Here is a 19262-nt window from a genome sequence, read left to right as displayed (position 1 = left end):
CATTATTTTTTTCGATTTTTCATCATGCTCATTAGGCGTTTACGTTTACGCTCTTGAGATAAGGTCATCTTATTCGATTTACCCTCAAATGGGTTGTCGCTGTTTTGGAACTGGATACGAATCGGCGTTCCCATGATTTCCAATGACTTACGGTAGTAGTTCATCAGATAGCGCTTGTAAGAATCTGGTAGTTCATTTACTTGGTTACCGTGAATCACCACGATTGGTGGATTATAGCCACCTGCGTGTGCATATTTCAGCTTCACACGACGGCCACGAACCAATGGTGGCTGGTGATCTTCGGTCGCCATCTTCATTATCCGAGTCAGAACCGAAGTACCCACGCGAGTAGTCGCTGATTTATACGCTTCCTGAACAGATTCGAACAAGTGGCCAACACCAGTACCGTGAAGCGCAGAAATAAAGTGAATTCGAGCAAAATCAACGAAGCCAAGTCGACGATCTAACTCTTTCTTCACATGCTCCTTCACATCCATATCCAGACCATCCCACTTGTTTACTGCAAGTACAATTGAGCGACCTGCATTAAGCGCAAAACCAAGCAGGCTTAAATCTTGGTCTGAGATGTTCTCACGAGCGTCGATAACTAGTAGGACAACGTTAGCGTCTTCCACTGCCTTCAACGTTTTAACTACAGAGAACTTTTCAACGGTTTCGTTGATACGCTTACGACGACGTACACCCGCAGTATCGATAAGAACATACTCTCGACCGTCTCGCTCCATAGGAATGTAGATAGAGTCACGAGTCGTGCCTGGCATATCGTAAACCACCACGCGCTCTTCACCGAGAATACGGTTAGTCAGGGTAGATTTACCTACGTTAGGGCGACCAATAATCGCCAATTTGATCGGCTGATCTTGTAGACGTTTGAACTCTTCTTCCGCTTCTTCTTCGGTGTAGTCTAGTTTCTCTTCTTCTTCATCTACGAATTCAGTTAAGTCTTCGATTTCACCTTGTGCTTCTTGCGCCATTTTTTCAGCAAATGGATTCAGAGCTCGGTCGATCAGTGCACCAACACCACGGCCATGAGCAGCAGCAATCTGGTACATGTTTTCAACACCTAACTGCCAGAAGTCAGCAGATGCGGCGTCAGCATCAATACCATCAACCTTGTTCACCACAAGCATTGAAGGTTTTTCAATTTTGCGTAGGTGATTAGAAATCGCAATATCAGAAGGCGTAAGACCAGCGCGACCATCGACCATAAACAGCACAACATCAGCTTCGTCAATCGCTGCTAATGATTGCTCAGCCATTTTAGTTTCAACGCCTTCTTCCGTACCATCAATACCGCCGGTATCAATCACGATAAATTCATGCTCACCAAGCTTCGCTTGGCCATATTTACGGTCACGAGTTAAGCCAGGGAAATCCGCAACCAATGCGTCGCGAGTACGAGTCAATCGGTTAAACAACGTTGATTTACCAACGTTTGGACGCCCTACTAGAGCAACAACAGGTACCATAACAACCTCTACAATATTCTTTTCTTTATGTAGTTATAGGTAACAACTCAGTAGAGTCCACACTTTGAGCGCTTTACCTATAACCACATTAACTATGGGTATCTAAAACAAACAAACGGCTCCCAACTGTTACCAGCTAGGAGCCGAATGTGAATTATATCACACGATTAGTTACTAATCGTCAGTTTCTTTACATCGCCATTACGAGTCACCGTGATGTAACCATCTGGGACAACAATTGGCGAGACAGCAAATCCACTGCTATTCACTTGCTGCTGGGCAACAAATTCACCAGTATCTCGATCTAGCCAATGTAAGTAACCTTCGCCATCACCGACAACAAGGTACCCATCAATCAGTACAGGGGCAGTTAGGAGACGATGTTCAAGCAACTCATTGCTCCAAAGTTCGGTGCCACTGCGAGCATCAACAGCAACTAGATAATCTTTGTCTGTCACCATATATAAACGACTACCGTCACTCGCAAGATCTGTGGACGAAGAATATTTACGCTTCCAGACAGAGTTACCAGAGCGCAGATCAATAGCGGTTAGCTGACCATTGTAACCCACAATATACAGCGTGCTACCAAGAACAAGTGGAGAAGCATCCACATCAACTAAGCGATCAATTTCAGTAGCACCTTGTGGTGTACCGATTGGCTGTTGCCAAATCAACTGGCCACGTTCTGCAATCGCAGCCGCTAAACGACCGCTTGCTGTTCCCCAGAACACACCACCGGAAACCGTCACGGGAGCACTGTTACCTCGCAAAGTAAGGCTCGGTACTTCGGTACTAATCGTCCATTTGGTGTCACCTGTTACCTGATCCAGAGCAATCAACATACCAGTAGCCGTGTGAACAATGACTAAGTTACTTTCCGTTGCAGGTGAAGCTAACACTTCACCATCAACATCAACACGCCAGTTCACTTCACCATTTTCTTCGTTCAGTGCAATGACCTGACCATTTTCACTACCAATAAAAATTTGGTTGTAACCCGCGGTAATGCCACCAGATAGTCGAGCTGGAACATTCTGCTCGAGGTTTTGTTGCCACAAAGTGCTGCCATTTTCAGGATTCAGTGCTTTTACAATACCGTCACGGCTTGCAACAAAGACTTTTTTATAAGCGTATTCTGGAGACAGTTTAGAGAAATAATTGGCTACACCATCTCCGACACTTACCACCCATTCGCTTTTCGGGGTGAATTCGCTGTTAACCTGTGGCACGGGCGCCATCACGATGGTGTCTTCTTCACTGGCACAACCCGCTAACAGGCCCAGTATCGCAGCAGTAGTGAGTGCTTTTTTCAGCATTTTATTCATGCACAGCACCATTACTTAGCCAGATCATCCAGTTTCATTTGTAACGTTTGGCTGCCATCATCTGCTTGTTGCGCTTCAGTATATGCAGTATAAGCCCCTTCTGTATCGCCTTTACGCTGAAGAATATCACCTTTAAGCTCAGCTACTCGGCCAACCCAGCCTTCATCAGTGATGGCTGACAAGTCAGAAATCGCCGCATCAAATTGACCTTGCTCCGCCTTCAAGCGCGCAAGGCGGAAAGAAATAACTGAAGTTAGAGCTTGATCATCCGTCGCTGTTTTTGCCCACTCTAGTTGTGCGAGTGCTTCATCTAAGTTCCCCGCTTCAACCTGAACCTTCGCCAATTGTAATGCTGCCAATACCGCATACTGAGTCTCTTTGTTAGCATCAATGAAGCTTTGAAGAGCACCTTCACCCTCAGCACCTTTGGCCGCCAATTCCTGAACCGCTTGGGTGTAACTTTCAGATGCAGCTTCTTGCGCCTGGGTCATCGTATCTTGATAATAGCGCCAACCAAATAGACCACCTAAGCCGATAACCGCACCAAAGATCACGGCTTTACCGTTCTCTTTCCACCAATCTTTGATCGCTTCTACTTGTTGTTCTTCAGTATCGTAGAGTTCCACTTCCTGTCCTCTTAAATCTAAAAAGTGGTGACTATAATCACCACTTCAAATTTGAATGCGTTTAAACCAACTCTGCCAGCTTAGCTGCTACGTCTGTTTGGCTGTAAGTTTCTTGAGTGCCGCCAATCAAGTCTTTCAGTACCACAGTGTTATCTGCCACTTCGTTCTCACCAAGAACTAGTGCCACTGCTGCACCGACCTTGTCAGCACGCTTAAATTGTTTCTTAAAGTTACCACCACCAAAGTGGCTCATAACACGTAATCCAGTGACTTGTTCACGTAGTGATTCGGCTAGCTTCATACCCGCGAGCATTGTACCTTCGCCTGCCGTTACCACATAAACATCAACGCTACGACGAACTTCTGTGAGCTCTAACGTTTCTAACATGAGAACCAAACGCTCCAGGCCCATTGCAAAGCCAACTGCAGGGGTTGCTTTACCGCCTAACTGTTCGACTAGACCATCGTAACGACCACCACCACATACGGTGCCCTGCGCACCCAAGCTTTCAGTAATCCACTCAAACACCGTACGGTTGTAGTAATCCAGACCCCGAACTAAACGCTCGTTAACTGTGTATTCGATACCTGCCGCGTCAAGAAGTTCACAAAGACCTGCAAAATGTTGTTTTGACTCTTCGCCAAGGTAATCAGATAAACGTGGTGCATCACCTAGAATCGCTTGTACATCTGGGTTCTTAGTATCCAGTACACGCAGCGGGTTAGTGTGCATACGACGTTTACAATCGTCATCCAGAATATCAATGTGCTGCTCTAGGAAGGCAATCAGTGCAGTGCGGTAGTTCGCGCGATCTTCTAGTGAACCAATTGAGTTCAGCTCTAGACGAACGTGCTTATCAATACCAAGCTCACGCCATAGACGAGCCGTCATCATGATAAGCTCTGCATCAACATCTGGGCCGTCTAGACCAAATACCTCCACACCACATTGGTGGAATTGACGATAGCGGCCTTTCTGTGGACGCTCGTGACGAAACATTGGCCCCATGTACCATAGGCGCTGCTCATCACGGTTGATCAGGCTGTTTTCAATACAAGAACGTACACAGCCAGCCGTGCCTTCTGGGCGAAGGGTTAAGCTGTCGCCGTTACGGTCTTCAAATGTGTACATCTCTTTTTCAACCACATCGGTCACTTCACCGATAGCGCGACTGAATAGATGAGTCATCTCAACGATTGGCATGCGCACTTCGTTGTAACCGTAGGCGCTGATTACGTTCTTCACTGTGTTCTCAAGTTTCTGCCACAGTGGTGATTGAGTTGGAAGGCAGTCGTTCATGCCTCGAATTGCTTGGATTTTCTTTGCCACAGTTATCTACCGTAAAAAATAGTTACCGTAATTTGGGTTACGTTGAGATTAATCTTGTACTTTAACGTCGATGCGGTTTGCTTCGTCTAATGTTGAAGCTTTTGCGCGAATTTTCGCTTCTAGCTGGTCAACAAGGTCGTTATTGTCAAAACGCTCTTTCTGACGTTTACCGTCTTCGTAGAATGCGCTCTTCTTGTTACTTCCTGCTAAGCCTAAATGAGACACTTCTGCTTCACCCGGACCATTGACCACACAGCCGATAATCGACACATCCATCGGCGTAATCACGTCTTCTAAACGCTGCTCCAGTGCATTCACTGTACCAATCACATCAAATTCTTGGCGCGAACAGCTTGGGCAAGCAATAAAGTTAATACCGCGAGAGCGAATACGTAGCGACTTTAGGATATCAAAACCGACTTTGATCTCTTCAACAGGATCCGCCGCAAGAGAAATACGCAGCGTGTCGCCAATTCCTTCTGCCAACAGCATCCCGAGACCAACTGAAGATTTCACCGCGCCAGCTCGTGCGCCGCCTGCTTCAGTAATACCTAAGTGAAGCGGCTGATCGATCTTCTTCGCTAGTAAACGATAGGAATCGACAGCAAGGAAAACATCTGAAGCTTTCACACTGACTTTAAACTGGTCGAAGTTAAGACGATCAAGAATATCTACATGACGCATCGCAGACTCTACCAACGCCTCTGGAGTTGGTTCGCCGTACTTCATCTGAATGTCTTTTTCTAGCGAGCCACCATTCACACCGATACGAATCGGAATGTTTTTGTCGCGCGCGCAGTCAACTACTGAGCGGATACGGTCTTCGTTACCGATATTGCCCGGGTTGATACGTAAACAGTCTACGCCGTACTCCGCTACTTTTAGCGCGATACGGTAGTCAAAATGAATATCCGCTACGAGTGGGATATTCACTTGCTGTTTAATTTGCTTGAACGCTTCCGCAGCATCCATCGTTGGCACAGATACGCGAACGATATCAGCACCGACATTTTCCAGTGATTTAATTTGAGCAACAGTCGCTTCAACGTCTGTTGTTCTAGTGTTAGTCATCGACTGCACAGCAATCGGTGCACCGTCACCAATAGGTACGTCGCCCACATAGATACGAGTCGATGGGCGACGTTTGATAGGAGATTCGTATTGCATAGTAATTTTTTAAGGTAAGTTGAATCTTGCTACTTTGCCTGAAGTATACCCAGAAAGGTCGACAGGTTCACTCGCTAATGTCATTGAAACGTTTTCAGGAGCACCCAAAATCACTTTATAAGGCCTTTCACCGCTCACTTGTAAATCTTGACCGGCTTTCTTAATACCTGTCGCTAGCGTTTTACCTGTTGCATCTTTTACCTGAATCCAGCAATCATCAATGAATGACATTTCAAGCAAATTAGCCACGATGACAGGTGGAGAAGTCCCAACAACGTTATTCTCTTGTTGATTCGCTTCCACAGCGGCAACCGGGTCAGCAGCTTCTCTGCTCACTGTTTCGGCTTTCACTGGCTCATTCACCTGCTGCACTGTTTCAATTGACGGTTCAACAACTTCTGAGTCAGGCTCTGACACCCCGACTTGTACTGGAGTTGTTACCTCTTCAAGCGGTTGTTCAACAACTGGCTTTGTCTCTACCGAATCATTAATTAGGCTTGGCTCAACCGCTGTAAAATCCAACTCACTATTTTCTGCCAGTTCTTGCTCTATCTTCTTTTCTTGTTCAGTCACAGCGGTCAGTTCAACAACACTGTTCTCTTGATTTTGCCACCACCAAACAGAAGAGATACCTACGATAATGGCAAAAATACCCCATGTGAGGGTCATAATGCGGCTATCATGCTTTTCTTTGTTGGTCTTTTGAGAAAAGCTTTGCATCTCGTGTTCTTCATACTGTGCCTCACCGCAATCGTCTAGCGCGCATAGCACCACAGATTCTTTGATACCGACAACGCGAGCATAAGAACGCAGATAACCACGAGTGAAGGTCGCCACCTGTTCACTCTCAAACTGATTGGATTCGATGTTTTCGATAATAGAGCGACGAAGACGTAATCGATCAGCCACTTGCTGCTGTGTAAGCCCAAGTTCTTCTCGTTTTTGTTTTAAAAGCGTACCCGCTTCGATTCTTTCGATATTGTTATCTTCTTCAACCGGTGTCTTTGTTTGCTGTTCAGCACTCATTTTTATACTGTCTCTTTTAAAGGGATACCAAACCAATCGCACATTTGTTGTTTTTCGTTAGTGGTGCTGGTTTTGTTCAGAATCCAAAATCCTTGAGGATGATTCCTCACCATATTATGCAAAAGTGCTTCGCTCAAATCTAAGAGGCATTAACCCTAAAGCACTAAAGTTTAATTCTAATAGATATCAGAGATGAAACAACATAGAAAAGGCGCATAAATTACAAGCAGCTCAAGGTTTTTCCTGATTTTGACATTATTTAGCAATACCAATTTACAAAAAAGCCAGAGCAGAGCTCTGGCTTTTTTTGTCAAAACACTCGATTAGACTGCTTTAACGTCAATGGTTTCACCTTTTGCCGCTCGAAGCATTGCAGTCCGTTTAGTACGATCGATAACATCCCCAACCAACTGGCCACAAGCTGCATCAATATCGTCACCTCGCGTCTTGCGCACAGTGACAGTATGGTCGTACTGCATCAACGTTTTCTGGAAACGGTCAATGCGTGAGTTACTTGGCTTTTTGTAAGGGGACCCTGGGTAAGGGTTAAACGGGATCAGGTTGATCTTACATGGTGTATCTTTCATCAGCTCCGCCAATTCACGTGCATGGTCCATATCATCGTTCACATGGTCCAGTAGCACGTATTCCACGGTCACTTTACCGCGGTTCGCATTGGAAGAAGCAATGTAACGACGTACCGATGCTAAGAAATCTTGAATATCCCAACGGTCGTTGATGGGCATGATTTCACTGCGCAGCTTATCGTTTGGTGCGTGAAGAGAGATTGCCAACGCGACATCAATTTGACCTGTCATTTGATCTAGACCCGATACCACACCAGAAGTCGATACCGTGACGCGACGTTTCGATAGACCAAAACCTAGATCATCCAACATCAACTCCAGTGCTGGGATCAGGTTTTTCATGTTTAGCAGTGGCTCACCCATACCCATCATCACAACGTTAGTGATAGGGCGACGGCCAGTCTCTTTTTCCAAACCGATTTCACGTGCTGCACGCCACACCTGACCAATAATCTCAGAGACTTTCAGGTTACGGTTAAAGCCTTGCTGAGCGGTGGAACAGAACTTACATTCCAATGCACAACCTACCTGAGACGACACACACAAAGTCGCACGATCATCTTCAGGAATATAAACCGTTTCTACGTCCTGGTCGCCAACCTTCATCGCCCACTTAATTGTGCCGTCTGAAGAGTGTTGAGCTTCCGCCACCACAGGGGCTTTAATCTCACAGCGATGGATCAGCTTCTCACGCAGCTTCTTGTTAATGTTAGTCATTTTCTCGAAGTCATCGACACCAAAATGGTAGATCCACTTCATCACCTGCTCGGCACGAAATGCTTTCTCACCAAGCTCTTCAGCAAAAAACTTGCGCATTCCTTGGCGATCAAAGTCGAGTAGATTGATTTTTTCAGTGGTCATGTGGCCTCACGAAACGACGTAACATTAATTAAGGGCGCGAATTGTACAGCCTTTATTCAGCGACAACAAGAGTTCTAACACCCTGTATTTTTTAAGGCATTAATATCTCAGCGATTAAATTTTATACAGAAACAATCAACCCGCCAAATCGGCGGGTTGCGGTTAACGGGAGACTTGTTTTATCTGCTCAACAATCGCTTTTAAACCATTACCTCGCGATGGACTGAGATGAGCAATGAGACCCAATTTTTCAAAGTACTCATCAATATTGAATGCCTGAATTTCTTCGCTGGTTTTGCCATCATAAGCCGCCATAACGAGCGCAATAAGGCCTCGCACAATACGTGCGTCGGAGTCTGCGCAAAAATGCCACACACCATCAAGATTTTCACTCACTAGCCAAACCTGGCTTTCACAGCCTGAAACCGTGACTTGCTCAGACTTCAGCTCATCGGGCATCACAGGAAGTTTCTTTCCCCACTGAATGACCTGACGATAACGATCTTCCCAGCCTTTAAAGCCTTGCATAGTCGTAACGATGTCTTCTGATTGAATATCAGTGCCAAAAGGTGACTGTGGGAATGAGGGCATAATAATCTCCAAACGAACTATTTACGGTATTTCTGAATCAGCTTCTCGACAATTCGCGAAACTGCCACAAAGCCGAACGTTGCGGTGACAACCGTCGCAGCTCCAAATCCACTGGCACAGTCCATACGTTTTGGCCCTTCCGCTGTAGATTTAACACCGCACACACTGCCGTCTGGCTGAGGGTACTTTAGTTGTTCAGTTGAAAATACACACTCAATACCAAATTTACGCTGCGGATTCTTGGGGAAATTGTGGTGACGACGCAAAGTATCTTTGATTTTTTTCGCCAATGGGTCTTGAATGGTTTTCGTCAGGTCCGCAACTTGGATCTGGGTTGGGTCGACTTGCCCACCCGCACCGCCAGTAGTGATCACTTTAATCTTATTGCTACGACAATACGCCAGCAATGAAGCTTTCGCTTTCACGCTGTCGATCGCATCAAGCACGTAATCAAACTCTTTTGACAGATATTCTTGCTGGTTATCTGGCGTAATAAAGTCATCAATCAGGTTTACTTTACACTCCGGATTGATAAGCTTGACGCGTTCGGCCATCACTTCAATCTTACTCTGTCCCACCGTACCGCTCATGGCATGGATCTGACGGTTGATGTTGGTAACACAGACATCATCCATATCAATCAAGGTCAACTCACCGACACCTGTACGGGCCAATGCTTCTACCGCCCAAGAGCCTACTCCACCAATACCGATCACACAAACGTGCGCGGCACGAAGGATATCCACTTCGCTATTGCCATAAAGACGACGAGTACCGCCGAAGCGTTGGTTGTAGTTGTCTGAAGCAGGAGTATCAAGTTCGCGCATGGTGCTGTTCTTCCGCCAAGTGATGGTACAAAAATAAAGAGTGCGATTTATACGCACTCTTTATTAAAAAGTCTAGATGAGAAAAGGCTATTGTAACTTCTCGGGAGGCAATGCCCAAGGAGCCTGAGTTGACGAGTTTTCCAGCCCCAGCTTCCAGACTCGGCCAAAGTGCTTATAGTGACCCGCCTCAGTGCCTGCTCTCGGCCCCATACCATGGTATAGATCGAGGTGATTCTGCTTCACCGCCCCTCCAGTATCAAGCACAATCAGTAGACGTAACTGATGCGCACCACTCCAAGTGCCATCGGCATTGAGCAATGGCACTTCAGCAAGAATAGGCGTTCCCATAGGGAAAATTGAACGGTCACCCGCCACGGATGCCATTGGCAGCAATGGGATCCCAGCAGTACCTGTCACTGGAGCGTCCGCTCGGGGCTCAAAGAACACATAAGATGGATTCTGTTCAAGTAACTCACGAACGGTCGCTTCATCATTTGCCAATACCCACTCTTTAATCGCTTTAAGCGACATTTTTTCGCGCGGGACTTGGTCTCGCTCAATCAACACCTTACCAATACTGACGTAAGCTTTGTTGTTTTTCCCACCGTAGGCAAAATACTCCAGCGTATCGTCATCTTCAAAATGAACAAAACCACTGCCCTGCACTTCCATCAAAAATGGGTCGATCATATTCGCCGCATAACCCAATTCCAGCCCTTGCCCTTCTAATGCGCCATCATAAATTTGAGCGCGCGTCGGGCAGTCAGCGTCACATTCTGGTTTGCCATAGACAGGGTATTTGTAGGTTTCATTCGGTTCGTGGCGCAATTCCATCACCGGTGAGAAATAGCCGGTAAACAAGACGTTACCTTGCTTATCACCGCCGCCTAGCTGGGCAGTTTGAATGCCATAGTCAGCTAACTGCGCAGGATCACCACTCTGTAATACCCATTCATTGAGCTTTTCATACAAAGGCTGATAAACCCGAGCCATGGAAGGTGAGTTTTCAACGACTTGTTGAGATTGTTTGGTAAATTCAGTGAAATCCCGTGGTTTGTCCGATTCTACAACTGCGGTTTTATTCAGAATCGAATTAAATTCACCATCAAGATATTGTTGAGCACGATCGTGCGGTTGTGCACAGCCAAACAGAACACTGGCTGCCACAATTGGAAGATATTTTTTGAACACAGGTTTATTCCTTACAAGCCTGCTATGAAGGATGACAAACTCAAACGGTTAGCGCAATCAGATAGATGTTAACGAAGGTTATTTTTGGACTTTTCTGACAATTGATAAACGGGCTGATAATGCGGTTCAGAAATCAATCTCATCTGACTGAAACTCGTATCAAGCATTTGGTAACGACGCTTTTTCTCTCCTACCTGAAACTCCACATAACTTCCATTGAAGCGGTATCGGGTGTTGACCACACCACCATCAATCACTACTCCAGTTTCATTCAGTACAAAACTATCTGCGGAGTAAGGTGCGACGCCCTGTTCAATCCATGTGCCATAGACCATAGAGTTAGGGTGCTTGATGATTTGATATCGATCGTAAAGCGCTTTGGATACAAAGATGAAAGCGATAGACACTACAATAGCGACTGCCAACAATCCTCTCTCCAACGATTTTTTCTTTTTCAAATTCAACGCCCACTATGAACTTCACTTACCATCTAATGACAAGTTTAACTATTATGTCAAGTGTTAACCTAATTACTTAACTTTACTTGAAATAAAAATCAACCTCCCCCACTCATAGCACTTGAAAATATCTCCAGCTATTGAGTTGATACGTTTTTTAGCTATCTACCTCAAAAACCCCTTGCCGCCAGAAGAATAAAATTGCAATATAATCACATATAAATTCATTAATATTGGATAAATAGTGAAGATCCGTAATACCGCTTTAGTCAAAGGCTTTCGTCAATCCGCCCCATACGTTAACGCCCACCGTGGCAAAACCATGGTCATCATGCTGGGTGGTGAAGCGGTTGCTGATAATAATTTTGCAAATATCATCAGTGATTTAGCGCTACTTCACAGCTTGGGAGTCAAGGTGGTTCTCGTTCATGGTGCTCGTCCGCAAATCAATCGAATTTTGGATCGATGTCAACATGAAACGCCTTATCACAAAGGCATTCGTATTACCGATGAAACTAGTCTAGATATCGTCATGCAAGCCGCTGGGCAACTTCAGTTGTCCATCACTGCACAGCTATCGATGAGCCTAGGAAATACACCTATGGCTGGTACTCAGCTTAATGTCGTCAGTGGTAACTTTGTCATCGCGCAGCCACTTGGCATCGATGACGGAGTGGATTACTGCCACAGTGGTCGAATTCGTCGAATAGATGTCGAAGGAATAAACCGTACACTCGACCAAGGTTCCATTGTTTTACTTGGACCTATTGCCAGCTCAGTAACCGGTGAATCCTTCAACCTTTTATCCGAAGAAGTCGCAACACAAGTTGCCCTCAAATTGCATGCCGATAAATTAATTGGTTTCTGTTCGGAGCAAGGGGTCATTGATGAAAATGGCAATGCTGTCGCTGAGCTTTTCCCGCGAGAAGCAGAGCTGTTTCTCGAGAAGCTTGAACAAGACAGCGACCATAGCGAAGACAGTGGCTCTGGCACTGTTCGCTTCCTTCGTGCAGCCACCACAGCCTGTCGAGCAGGCGTCCCACGCAGTCATTTGGTGAGTTATAAAGTCGATGGTGCCTTGATTCAAGAACTGTTCTCCTTAGATGGCATTGGTACTCAAATCGTAAGAGCGAGTGCTGAGCAAGTTCGTCAGGCTAACATTGACGATATTGGCGGAATACTAGATTTAATTCGTCCTCTAGAAGAACAACGTGTGCTGGTAAGGCGCTCTCGCGAGCAGCTTGAACAAGAGATTCATCAGTTCACCATCATCGAAAAAGATGGCCTGATCATCGGCTGCGCAGCGCTTTACCCATACACTCAGGAAAGAATGGCAGAAATGGCGTGTGTCGCCATTCATCCAGAGTATCGTGATGGCAACCGTGGCGTTTTGCTGCTCAACCACATCAAATTACAGTCGAAGGCTCAAGGGATTAAGCATATTTTCATCCTGACGACTCGCAGCCTGCATTGGTTCCGCGAACAAGGTTTTCATGAAATGTCGGTTGATTTTCTCCCTTCGCAAAAGCAGAACCTTTACAACTATCAGAGAAGGTCAAAAATTTTAGCTATTGAACTGTAATGCATATTGTCGAGACAATGAGTTAGATAATGTCTTTATCCGACATAACTACCGAAACCCTGCTGTATCGATTGAGGCCCATTTTTTCGCTTTATTTTGTTGCATTAACTGGTTAAAATTCGAGCTCCCCAATAACCCGCTACGGAAAAAGGGGAGCCCGATTGGACTCGTCTTCAACTTACAGGCGCCTGAGCCTGATAAGTCGCACGGATTGCTTGAGGTAGATAACAACGTCACTAAGAGCAAATGACCGATGAAAACCATCATCTGTAACTCGATCCAGAGTTTCTGGGATATGGCTGATAACGAACTTCTGGAAGGGCTAGACGTCCATTGCGTCTTCCCAGTCAGTAAGGGGTTAAAAGCATTTATATTGAACTACCAGCAGAAGTACGGCATCCGCAGTATCTCTTTTAGCAAGGCAATTCAATAACTTTTCTCAATAGCCATGGACGGTCATTGTTATAAACGGTTTACTAAGCCACTCGCTCTCTCGGTTCTGATCTTTACCCCTCGCGCCATCACTCTTTCATCCACATATAAACTCAATTTTTGTTTTGCACGCGTAATGCCCGTATAGATAAGCTCGCGAGTTAGAATTGGCGTAAACTCTGGTGGCAATATCATCAAGGTATGCTCAAATTCACTACCTTGTGATTTATGAATCGTCATCGCGTAAGCAGTTTCATGCTCTGGTACTCGGCTGGGAAGCACGGCTTTGACTGAGCCATCGGGAAGTTCGAAAAACACCTTCAGTCGCTCAACTCCCTCCGAGTTATCACGTAAGCAAAGACCAATATCACCATTGTACAAACCCAATGCGTGATCGTTACGTACTACCATAACGGGCCTTCCGTGGTACCAAATCTCGTCCTGAACCTGAATCATTTTACGTGCGTTCAAAGCTCGTTCTATGCGTTGATTAAGCCCAGAGATACCAAAGTCCCCTTCTCTAACGGCACACAGTAAACGGCATTTTGCGAACAGCCGCAGCGCATCTTTTGCACGCTGATGACTGGTCTCTGACTGTTCGGTGTCGGGATCCACAACCACTTGGCCGATTCGCTTTAAATAATGACTGTATTCCTGTGCTAATGTTTGAATCATCTGACTGTAGTGTTGACCATCAATAGGAAATCTCGCTATGTCTTCGAAACCTCGCTGCCAGACCCAATCAACCTTTTGCATTGAGCCAGCATTGATCGCTTTCGCTAATTGTCCAATACCTGAGCGAGCATCAAATCGATAGCTCTTTTGCAACATGCACAGGCTGTCAGCAATAGTCGCGGTGGTATTGGAGGAGTGGGCCAGCGTCTGGTAGCCAGTAAGCTGAGCAATTACACCAGCATGAGTCGCACTGTAGCCTTGTTGGTAAAAGGAACAAATGTCCCCCAGCACTGCCCCAGCTTCCACCGACGCGAGTTGATCTTTATCACCGAGCAATATCAAACGGGCATGTTTAGGCAGTGCATCGACCAGTTTGTACATCATAGGCAGATCCACCATAGAGGCTTCATCCACCACTAAAATATCGAGGTGCAGTGGATTGTGCTGGTTGTGACGAAATTCAACGCTGTTTGGAACAGCACCTAGCAAGCGATGTAAAGTACTCGCGTCGGTTGGGATTTGTTCTTTAAGCGCGGGTTCAACAGGCAATTCTGCTACCGCCTTACCGATAGATTCCGTCAGGCGCGCAGCCGCTTTACCTGTCGGAGCGACGAGCTTAATCGCCGGAGCATCGCCAGCTTGCTGAGCCTGAGTGATCAGGGCGGCAAGCAATTTCGTCACTGTGGTGGTTTTTCCGGTGCCCGGACCACCAGAAATCACCGCAAAGCGTCGTGTCAATGCCACAGCTGCCGCTACCTTTTGCCAGTTTACACAAACCGACACAGGTACCAGCTGATCCAGTACGTTCAAATTCTCTATTTTGGTCGCATTAAGGAGCTTTTGGTCTATGGTAGGCCAATCGAGCTGTTCGCTGCTCACTACATCAAGATGATCGCAGACTAACTGCTGTCTGAGTACCTGTGTAGAACTCCCATCAGATTGCGCGGAGGCCAGAGCACTAAAGAGGTAACGATAGTTTCTGGCAAACAGGTGATCCAACAATTCTGCCAGTTTTTGAGCATCAGTAGGCTTTAGGATCATGGGTGACCCAAAGCTGTTCAAGCGATTTGCCAGCACCACTTCGTAATGCCAATAACGATGCAGGTAAAGTCGTTCACCGTCAAAAATCATTGGCGATGTCTGCCCTTGTTCCCCAACCAAAGATGAAGCCTGAAGTAGTGATGGCCAATCTGCGTTTTGTAGCATTTGATTAAGCTCGATAGCCACATCACCAAACAGTCCCAATTTGGCTGCCAAATCCACAGGCTGTCCGTAACTGTCAAACAGTGGCAAGCAAATATGCCCCTTACCTAACTCGCAGCTGAGTATTGCGGCAATAAAAGCAACGTATTCATCTTTACTTTGAGCAAGAATAAAACGAGCAAACTGATAATCAATCTGTCGGATTGAACCTTTGCTCGCCAGAGGCTGAAGACGCGAAAAGAGATCTTGCATGATTAGAGTAACTCCATCTGACCAGAGCTGGACTGTTTCGGTTCGATAGGACGCCCATCAATCAGGCTGTCCAAATCTTCGAGAAACTCAAGTGTCGGCCGTGCAGAGAAAATGCCGTGGTCACTTGCTCCATCCATACCGCGTAAAAACAGGTAATAGACTCCGCCAAAGTGAGCCTGGTAATCATAATTTGGTACACGCGAGCGCAGGAATCGGTGTAAGGCCAACGCATAGATTTGATATTGGAGATCATAGCGGTGATCCGCCATGGCCGCTTTCAGAGCCTCGCCATGATAGTCAGCGACATTGTCTCCAAGGTAATTGGATTTCCAGTCAAGTACGTAATACTTGCCCTGATGTTCAAACACCAAGTCAATAAAACCTTTCAGCATACCCTGTGTGGAATGAAAGCCCAGATCGCCAGCTTTGGCAGACAGAGGGTCATGACGCTGAATGACGCGATTCAATGCAGGCGCAGTCAGTATTTCAATCGGCAACAAGAACTCCATTTCAACTAAACGTTGGGCAGGCTGCTTTTGGTTGAGTTTCAGTTGCTTACCATCTAACGGCGTTGCCAATACAGTATCGACGAGTTGTTGCAGTATCGGCAACCAAGCTAGGTCAAGCTGCTCACTTTCCATCAAATTAACCATGATGTCGCTATTACTGTCTGAGATTGCAGATTCGGTAAACTCAACCTCTTCAAATAAGGTGTGAAGGAAGGTACCTGGTCTAGCGCCTTTAGGGAAAGTAAAAATACTTTTCTCAGGCTCTAGCTGCTCTTCCTCCTGCTTCTCATCAGAAGAGTCGACATCCAATAACAAAATATCCGTCACAGCATCGTCAAAATGGTGGCTAGCTCCCTGCTTAACCAAACCGGAATAACTGGTGATCCGCCAATTACGGTCAATTTCATTTTGCAATTCATTGGCGCGCAGGGCTTGCTTCTCCGCTTCTCTAACAACCAGCTTTTCATTCACACTCTCAGGCAAGTCCGCCAACCGGACACAACTCAGCTGCTGAGCGTGCTGTTGCAACGCAGCGGTTAAATCGGCGATGCCGCCTGGCTGGCCATTTTGTAATAAATACCCCATCGCACTGTGGTGCACGCCAGTCGGCTCTTTCGTCGAGCGACCATTACGTAGCGGCGCCGCACCGACAAAGCAGCCATAAACCGCGCGGGTGAGCGCCACGTAGATCAAGCGCAGATCTTCCGCCAGCCGCTCCTTGTCAGCTTGCTGTAATGAGGCGTCCTGTTTGGTGATATCCAGAATGGTTTTGTCTGAAGCACTATCGTAATACTTAGCTTCACTCGCCTCTCGATAGCTGAATACAAACGGCAAAAACACCAGATCGTATTCCAACCCTTTTGATTTGTGGATGGTGACAATCTGCACCAAATTGCGCTCCGATTCCAAACGCTGGATCTGCTCCTCACTTCCCCCGAGACCATTGCGGGCATCACTAATAGCCTGAGCCAACCAGCGCAGCAAACCGTGGTCACTGTCGAGCTCTTGGCTGGCTTGTTGAAGCAGCTCTCCTATGTGCATAAAATCCGTCAGAGATCGCTCGCCATTATCTTCTTCAAGCAATCGTTCTGCGATGTGCCTTTTACTCATCACACTACGCAGCATCGGCAATACGCCACGTTGACTCCATAAGCGGCGATACTCTTTAAACTCATTGATGGCATTTTCCCACTCATTTTCATCGTTATTGAGTTTGTCGAGAGTTCCGGCATCAAGAGCAAACAGCTCTGATGCAAGGCTGGCTCTTAAAGCCCGGTCATTTTCCGGTGTAAGCACGGCTTGGAGTAATCGCTGTAGGTCTTCTGCCACCTGTGAGACAAATACGCTATCTCGGTTGGACAGATACACGCTGGCAATCCCCTGCTCTGCCAAGGCCTGTTTGATCATTCGACCTTCACTGCCGGTTCGAACCAATACAGCAATGTCTCCGGCCTGAATCGCGTGTTGAGACTTTCCATCATCAAAAAATGCACGCTCACTCTGAGCCGCCGACAAAATATGATGGATTTCATCGGCACAGGCCTGCGCCATGGCTTGATGATATTCACCTTTCGCCAACGGCTTCTCTTCAGCTTCTTGTAACCAGTAAGTCATTGCCGGTTGACGCTGCCCATCTATCATCCACTGGCGTTTGTCTGCATTCGGACTCGATTTAACCGGAAGAAACGGAATGTCATCGTCATACACAAACGGGCTGCTCGGCGTTTCGAACACCTGGTTCACCGCCGCGACCATGTCTGAGCTCGACCGCCAGTTGGTACCAAGAGTGAAGTGAGAGGAGACCTGATTACGTGCCTTGATGTAGGTAAATATATCCGCACCACGAAAACCGTAAATCGCCTGTTTGGGATCACCAATCATGAACAAACCACACTGAGGGTGCTCAAGATAGATACGGCTGAATATGCTGTATTGAAGCGGGTCGGTATCCTGAAATTCATCGATCATGGCGACCGGATAGAGAGACCGGATTCGCTGCGTAAGTAGCTCACTATCATCTTCATCAATCGCTGCGGACAACTGAGTCAGCAGATCATCAAACGACAGCCACTGTTTCTGCTGCTTAGCCTTCGCCAACATCTCGCGGCACTGTTCAATGGCGTGTGCCAGCAGTGGTGCTTCAAGACTAATAGGTTTGGCGAGAAACTGCTCGATAGCAACAAAAGCAGGATGGCTTGGCGCCTGCCCGTTAGGGGTCTTATCTTGCAGGATATTCTGTGCAAACTTTTCTAGTTTATCCGGGTACTCATAGCCCGTGGTTTCACTCGCAGCCCACATGTCCACCGTTTCAAGCCAAGCAGGCAATGATTTCTTGGTGTAGCTACGCTTGTTGACATCCGAGTCGCTGATAAGAGCAAGGTAGTCTTGTTGTCCTTCACGCCAAATTGCTTTGAGTTCATCAATCTGTTTGAGGTTCTGGCTATGCAGGTCAGCCATACTGCCTTGCATAGCTGGCACTGAGAGCTGCAAAGGTGCCCCAGTTAAATAAGGGCTGATCTGTTTCAGCAGTTCGGCAGGCGCTCCCCAAATTCGGCGTACTTCACCGGCAAGATTAAGTGGTAGTGGGTAGAAATTACGTCGCCAGTAATCCGCCACAACCTGAGCTTTAAGGTGACTTTCATCAGTGATGAATTCGTTGTTAAATCGACTACCAGACTCAAACGCATTTTGAGTTAACATGCGCTGACAAAAGCCGTGAATCGTATAGACTGCCGCTTCGTCCATCTGCCTTTCCGCTTGAAGGAGAATTTCAGCCGCTTGAGAATGATCGTCAATGACTTCAAGCAAAGGTTGAATGACGGGATCACCGCTTTGACCACGAGAAAAGGCCAGCCGCGCATCATGAATTCGGGCTCGAATCCGGTCTCTCAATTCAGCGGTCGCGGCCTCGGTAAAGGTCACCACCAGAATTTGGTCTACCGTTAGCGGCTGCTGGTGTTTGCTCTCCGCACAGCCATGACCAAGCAGCAACCTGAGGTACAGACCAGCAATAGTGAAGGTTTTTCCGGTTCCGGCTGACGCCTCTATTAAACGCGCGCCATGAAGCGGAAAAGTCATGGTATCCAGTGACGTTACCATTGACGTGGATGTCATAAAATTCGTGCCC

At 46.7% G+C, this 19262-nt stretch carries 15 protein-coding genes; 2 read left to right on the top strand and 13 right to left on the bottom strand.

Annotated features, from left to right (window positions below):
• Positions 1-2: 2 nt before the first annotated feature.
• The 11 genes from der to OH455_RS13095 all read right to left on the bottom strand — a co-directional run bounded on the left by der (position 3) and on the right by OH455_RS13095 (position 11482).
• Positions 3-1490, bottom strand: coding sequence for a ribosome biogenesis GTPase Der (der, locus tag OH455_RS13145; protein ID WP_206370595.1), 1488 nt, complete (start codon positions 1488-1490; stop codon positions 3-5).
• Between the two features lie 167 nt (positions 1491-1657).
• The gene (gene bamB, locus OH455_RS13140) at positions 1658-2818 is read right to left on the bottom strand and encodes an outer membrane protein assembly factor BamB (protein ID WP_269981713.1); all 1161 of its coding nucleotides are present in this window, start codon (positions 2816-2818) and stop codon (positions 1658-1660) included.
• A gap of 11 nt (positions 2819-2829) precedes the next feature.
• On the bottom strand, positions 2830-3444 hold the full coding sequence (locus OH455_RS13135; RefSeq protein ID WP_269981712.1) for a YfgM family protein: 615 nt from the start codon (positions 3442-3444) through the stop codon (positions 2830-2832).
• A gap of 61 nt (positions 3445-3505) precedes the next feature.
• Positions 3506-4774 (bottom strand): histidine--tRNA ligase, encoded by a 1269-nt coding sequence (gene hisS, locus OH455_RS13130; protein ID WP_269981711.1) that lies wholly within the window; start codon positions 4772-4774, stop codon positions 3506-3508.
• A gap of 48 nt (positions 4775-4822) precedes the next feature.
• Positions 4823-5941 carry a flavodoxin-dependent (E)-4-hydroxy-3-methylbut-2-enyl-diphosphate synthase gene (ispG, locus tag OH455_RS13125; protein ID WP_004746274.1) on the bottom strand — a complete coding sequence of 373 codons (1119 nt, stop codon included), beginning with the start codon at positions 5939-5941 and terminating at the stop codon, positions 4823-4825.
• A 9-nt stretch (positions 5942-5950) separates the two neighbouring features.
• Positions 5951-6967 carry a cytoskeleton protein RodZ gene (rodZ, locus tag OH455_RS13120; RefSeq protein WP_269981710.1) on the bottom strand — a complete coding sequence of 339 codons (1017 nt, stop codon included), beginning with the start codon at positions 6965-6967 and terminating at the stop codon, positions 5951-5953.
• A 323-nt stretch (positions 6968-7290) separates the two neighbouring features.
• Entirely contained in the window at positions 7291-8415 is a 1125-nt protein-coding gene (locus OH455_RS13115; protein ID WP_045976548.1) for a bifunctional tRNA (adenosine(37)-C2)-methyltransferase TrmG/ribosomal RNA large subunit methyltransferase RlmN, read from the bottom strand.
• A gap of 162 nt (positions 8416-8577) precedes the next feature.
• Complete coding sequence (gene csdE, locus OH455_RS13110; RefSeq protein WP_269981709.1) at positions 8578-9006, bottom strand: cysteine desulfurase sulfur acceptor subunit CsdE; 429 nt, start codon at positions 9004-9006, stop codon at positions 8578-8580.
• Between the two features lie 17 nt (positions 9007-9023).
• The gene (gene tcdA / locus OH455_RS13105; protein WP_269981708.1) at positions 9024-9833 is read right to left on the bottom strand and encodes a tRNA cyclic N6-threonylcarbamoyladenosine(37) synthase TcdA; all 810 of its coding nucleotides are present in this window, start codon (positions 9831-9833) and stop codon (positions 9024-9026) included.
• Positions 9834-9920: 87 nt separating this feature from the next.
• Positions 9921-11024, bottom strand: coding sequence for a murein transglycosylase A (gene mltA / locus OH455_RS13100; RefSeq protein ID WP_269981707.1), 1104 nt, complete (start codon positions 11022-11024; stop codon positions 9921-9923).
• Positions 11025-11092: 68 nt separating this feature from the next.
• Positions 11093-11482, bottom strand: a complete 390-nt coding sequence (locus OH455_RS13095) for a DUF2850 domain-containing protein (RefSeq protein WP_206370608.1) — start codon at positions 11480-11482, stop codon at positions 11093-11095.
• 244 nt (positions 11483-11726) lie between these two features.
• Here OH455_RS13095 and argA point away from each other — a divergent pair, with 244 nt between their 5' ends.
• Both argA and OH455_RS13085 read left to right on the top strand, forming a co-directional pair.
• Positions 11727-13064: an amino-acid N-acetyltransferase gene (argA, locus tag OH455_RS13090; RefSeq protein WP_045976553.1), complete on the top strand. Its 1338-nt coding sequence runs from the start codon at positions 11727-11729 to the stop codon at positions 13062-13064.
• A gap of 253 nt (positions 13065-13317) precedes the next feature.
• On the top strand, positions 13318-13497 hold the full coding sequence (locus OH455_RS13085) for a hypothetical protein (protein ID WP_045976554.1): 180 nt from the start codon (positions 13318-13320) through the stop codon (positions 13495-13497).
• 29 nt (positions 13498-13526) lie between these two features.
• Here the strand turns inward: OH455_RS13085 and recD are convergent, their stop codons facing one another.
• Entirely contained in the window at positions 13527-15626 is a 2100-nt protein-coding gene (gene recD, locus OH455_RS13080; protein WP_269981706.1) for an exodeoxyribonuclease V subunit alpha, read from the bottom strand.
• Between the two features lie 2 nt (positions 15627-15628).
• Complete coding sequence (recB, locus tag OH455_RS13075; protein WP_269981705.1) at positions 15629-19249, bottom strand: exodeoxyribonuclease V subunit beta; 3621 nt, start codon at positions 19247-19249, stop codon at positions 15629-15631.
• Between the last annotated feature and the right edge of the window lie 13 nt (positions 19250-19262).

The organism is Vibrio sp. T11.5, from assembly GCF_027587155.1.
In the GTDB taxonomy this organism is placed as follows: Bacteria; Pseudomonadota; Gammaproteobacteria; order Enterobacterales; family Vibrionaceae; genus Vibrio; species Vibrio neptunius.
Note: the sequence above shows the minus strand (reverse complement) of the source record. Positions and strands in the feature narration are given on the sequence as shown.

What these genes read in the sequence shown, in the direction of transcription:
- recB (WP_269981705.1), bottom strand. Translation starts at nt 19,249, where the DNA reads ATGACATCCACGTCAATGGTAACGTCACTGGATACCATGACTTTTCCG.
- tcdA (WP_269981708.1), bottom strand. Translation starts at nt 9,833, where the DNA reads ATGCGCGAACTTGATACTCCTGCTTCAGACAACTACAACCAACGCTTC.
- bamB (WP_269981713.1), bottom strand. Translation starts at nt 2,818, where the DNA reads ATGAATAAAATGCTGAAAAAAGCACTCACTACTGCTGCGATACTGGGC.
- OH455_RS13115 (WP_045976548.1), bottom strand. Translation starts at nt 8,415, where the DNA reads ATGACCACTGAAAAAATCAATCTACTCGACTTTGATCGCCAAGGAATG.
- der (WP_206370595.1), bottom strand. Translation starts at nt 1,490, where the DNA reads ATGGTACCTGTTGTTGCTCTAGTAGGGCGTCCAAACGTTGGTAAATCA.
- rodZ (WP_269981710.1), bottom strand. Translation starts at nt 6,967, where the DNA reads ATGAGTGCTGAACAGCAAACAAAGACACCGGTTGAAGAAGATAACAAT.
- recD (WP_269981706.1), bottom strand. Translation starts at nt 15,626, where the DNA reads ATGCAAGATCTCTTTTCGCGTCTTCAGCCTCTGGCGAGCAAAGGTTCA.
- OH455_RS13085 (WP_045976554.1), top strand. Translation starts at nt 13,318, where the DNA reads ATGAAAACCATCATCTGTAACTCGATCCAGAGTTTCTGGGATATGGCT.
- csdE (WP_269981709.1), bottom strand. Translation starts at nt 9,006, where the DNA reads ATGCCCTCATTCCCACAGTCACCTTTTGGCACTGATATTCAATCAGAA.
- ispG (WP_004746274.1), bottom strand. Translation starts at nt 5,941, where the DNA reads ATGCAATACGAATCTCCTATCAAACGTCGCCCATCGACTCGTATCTAT.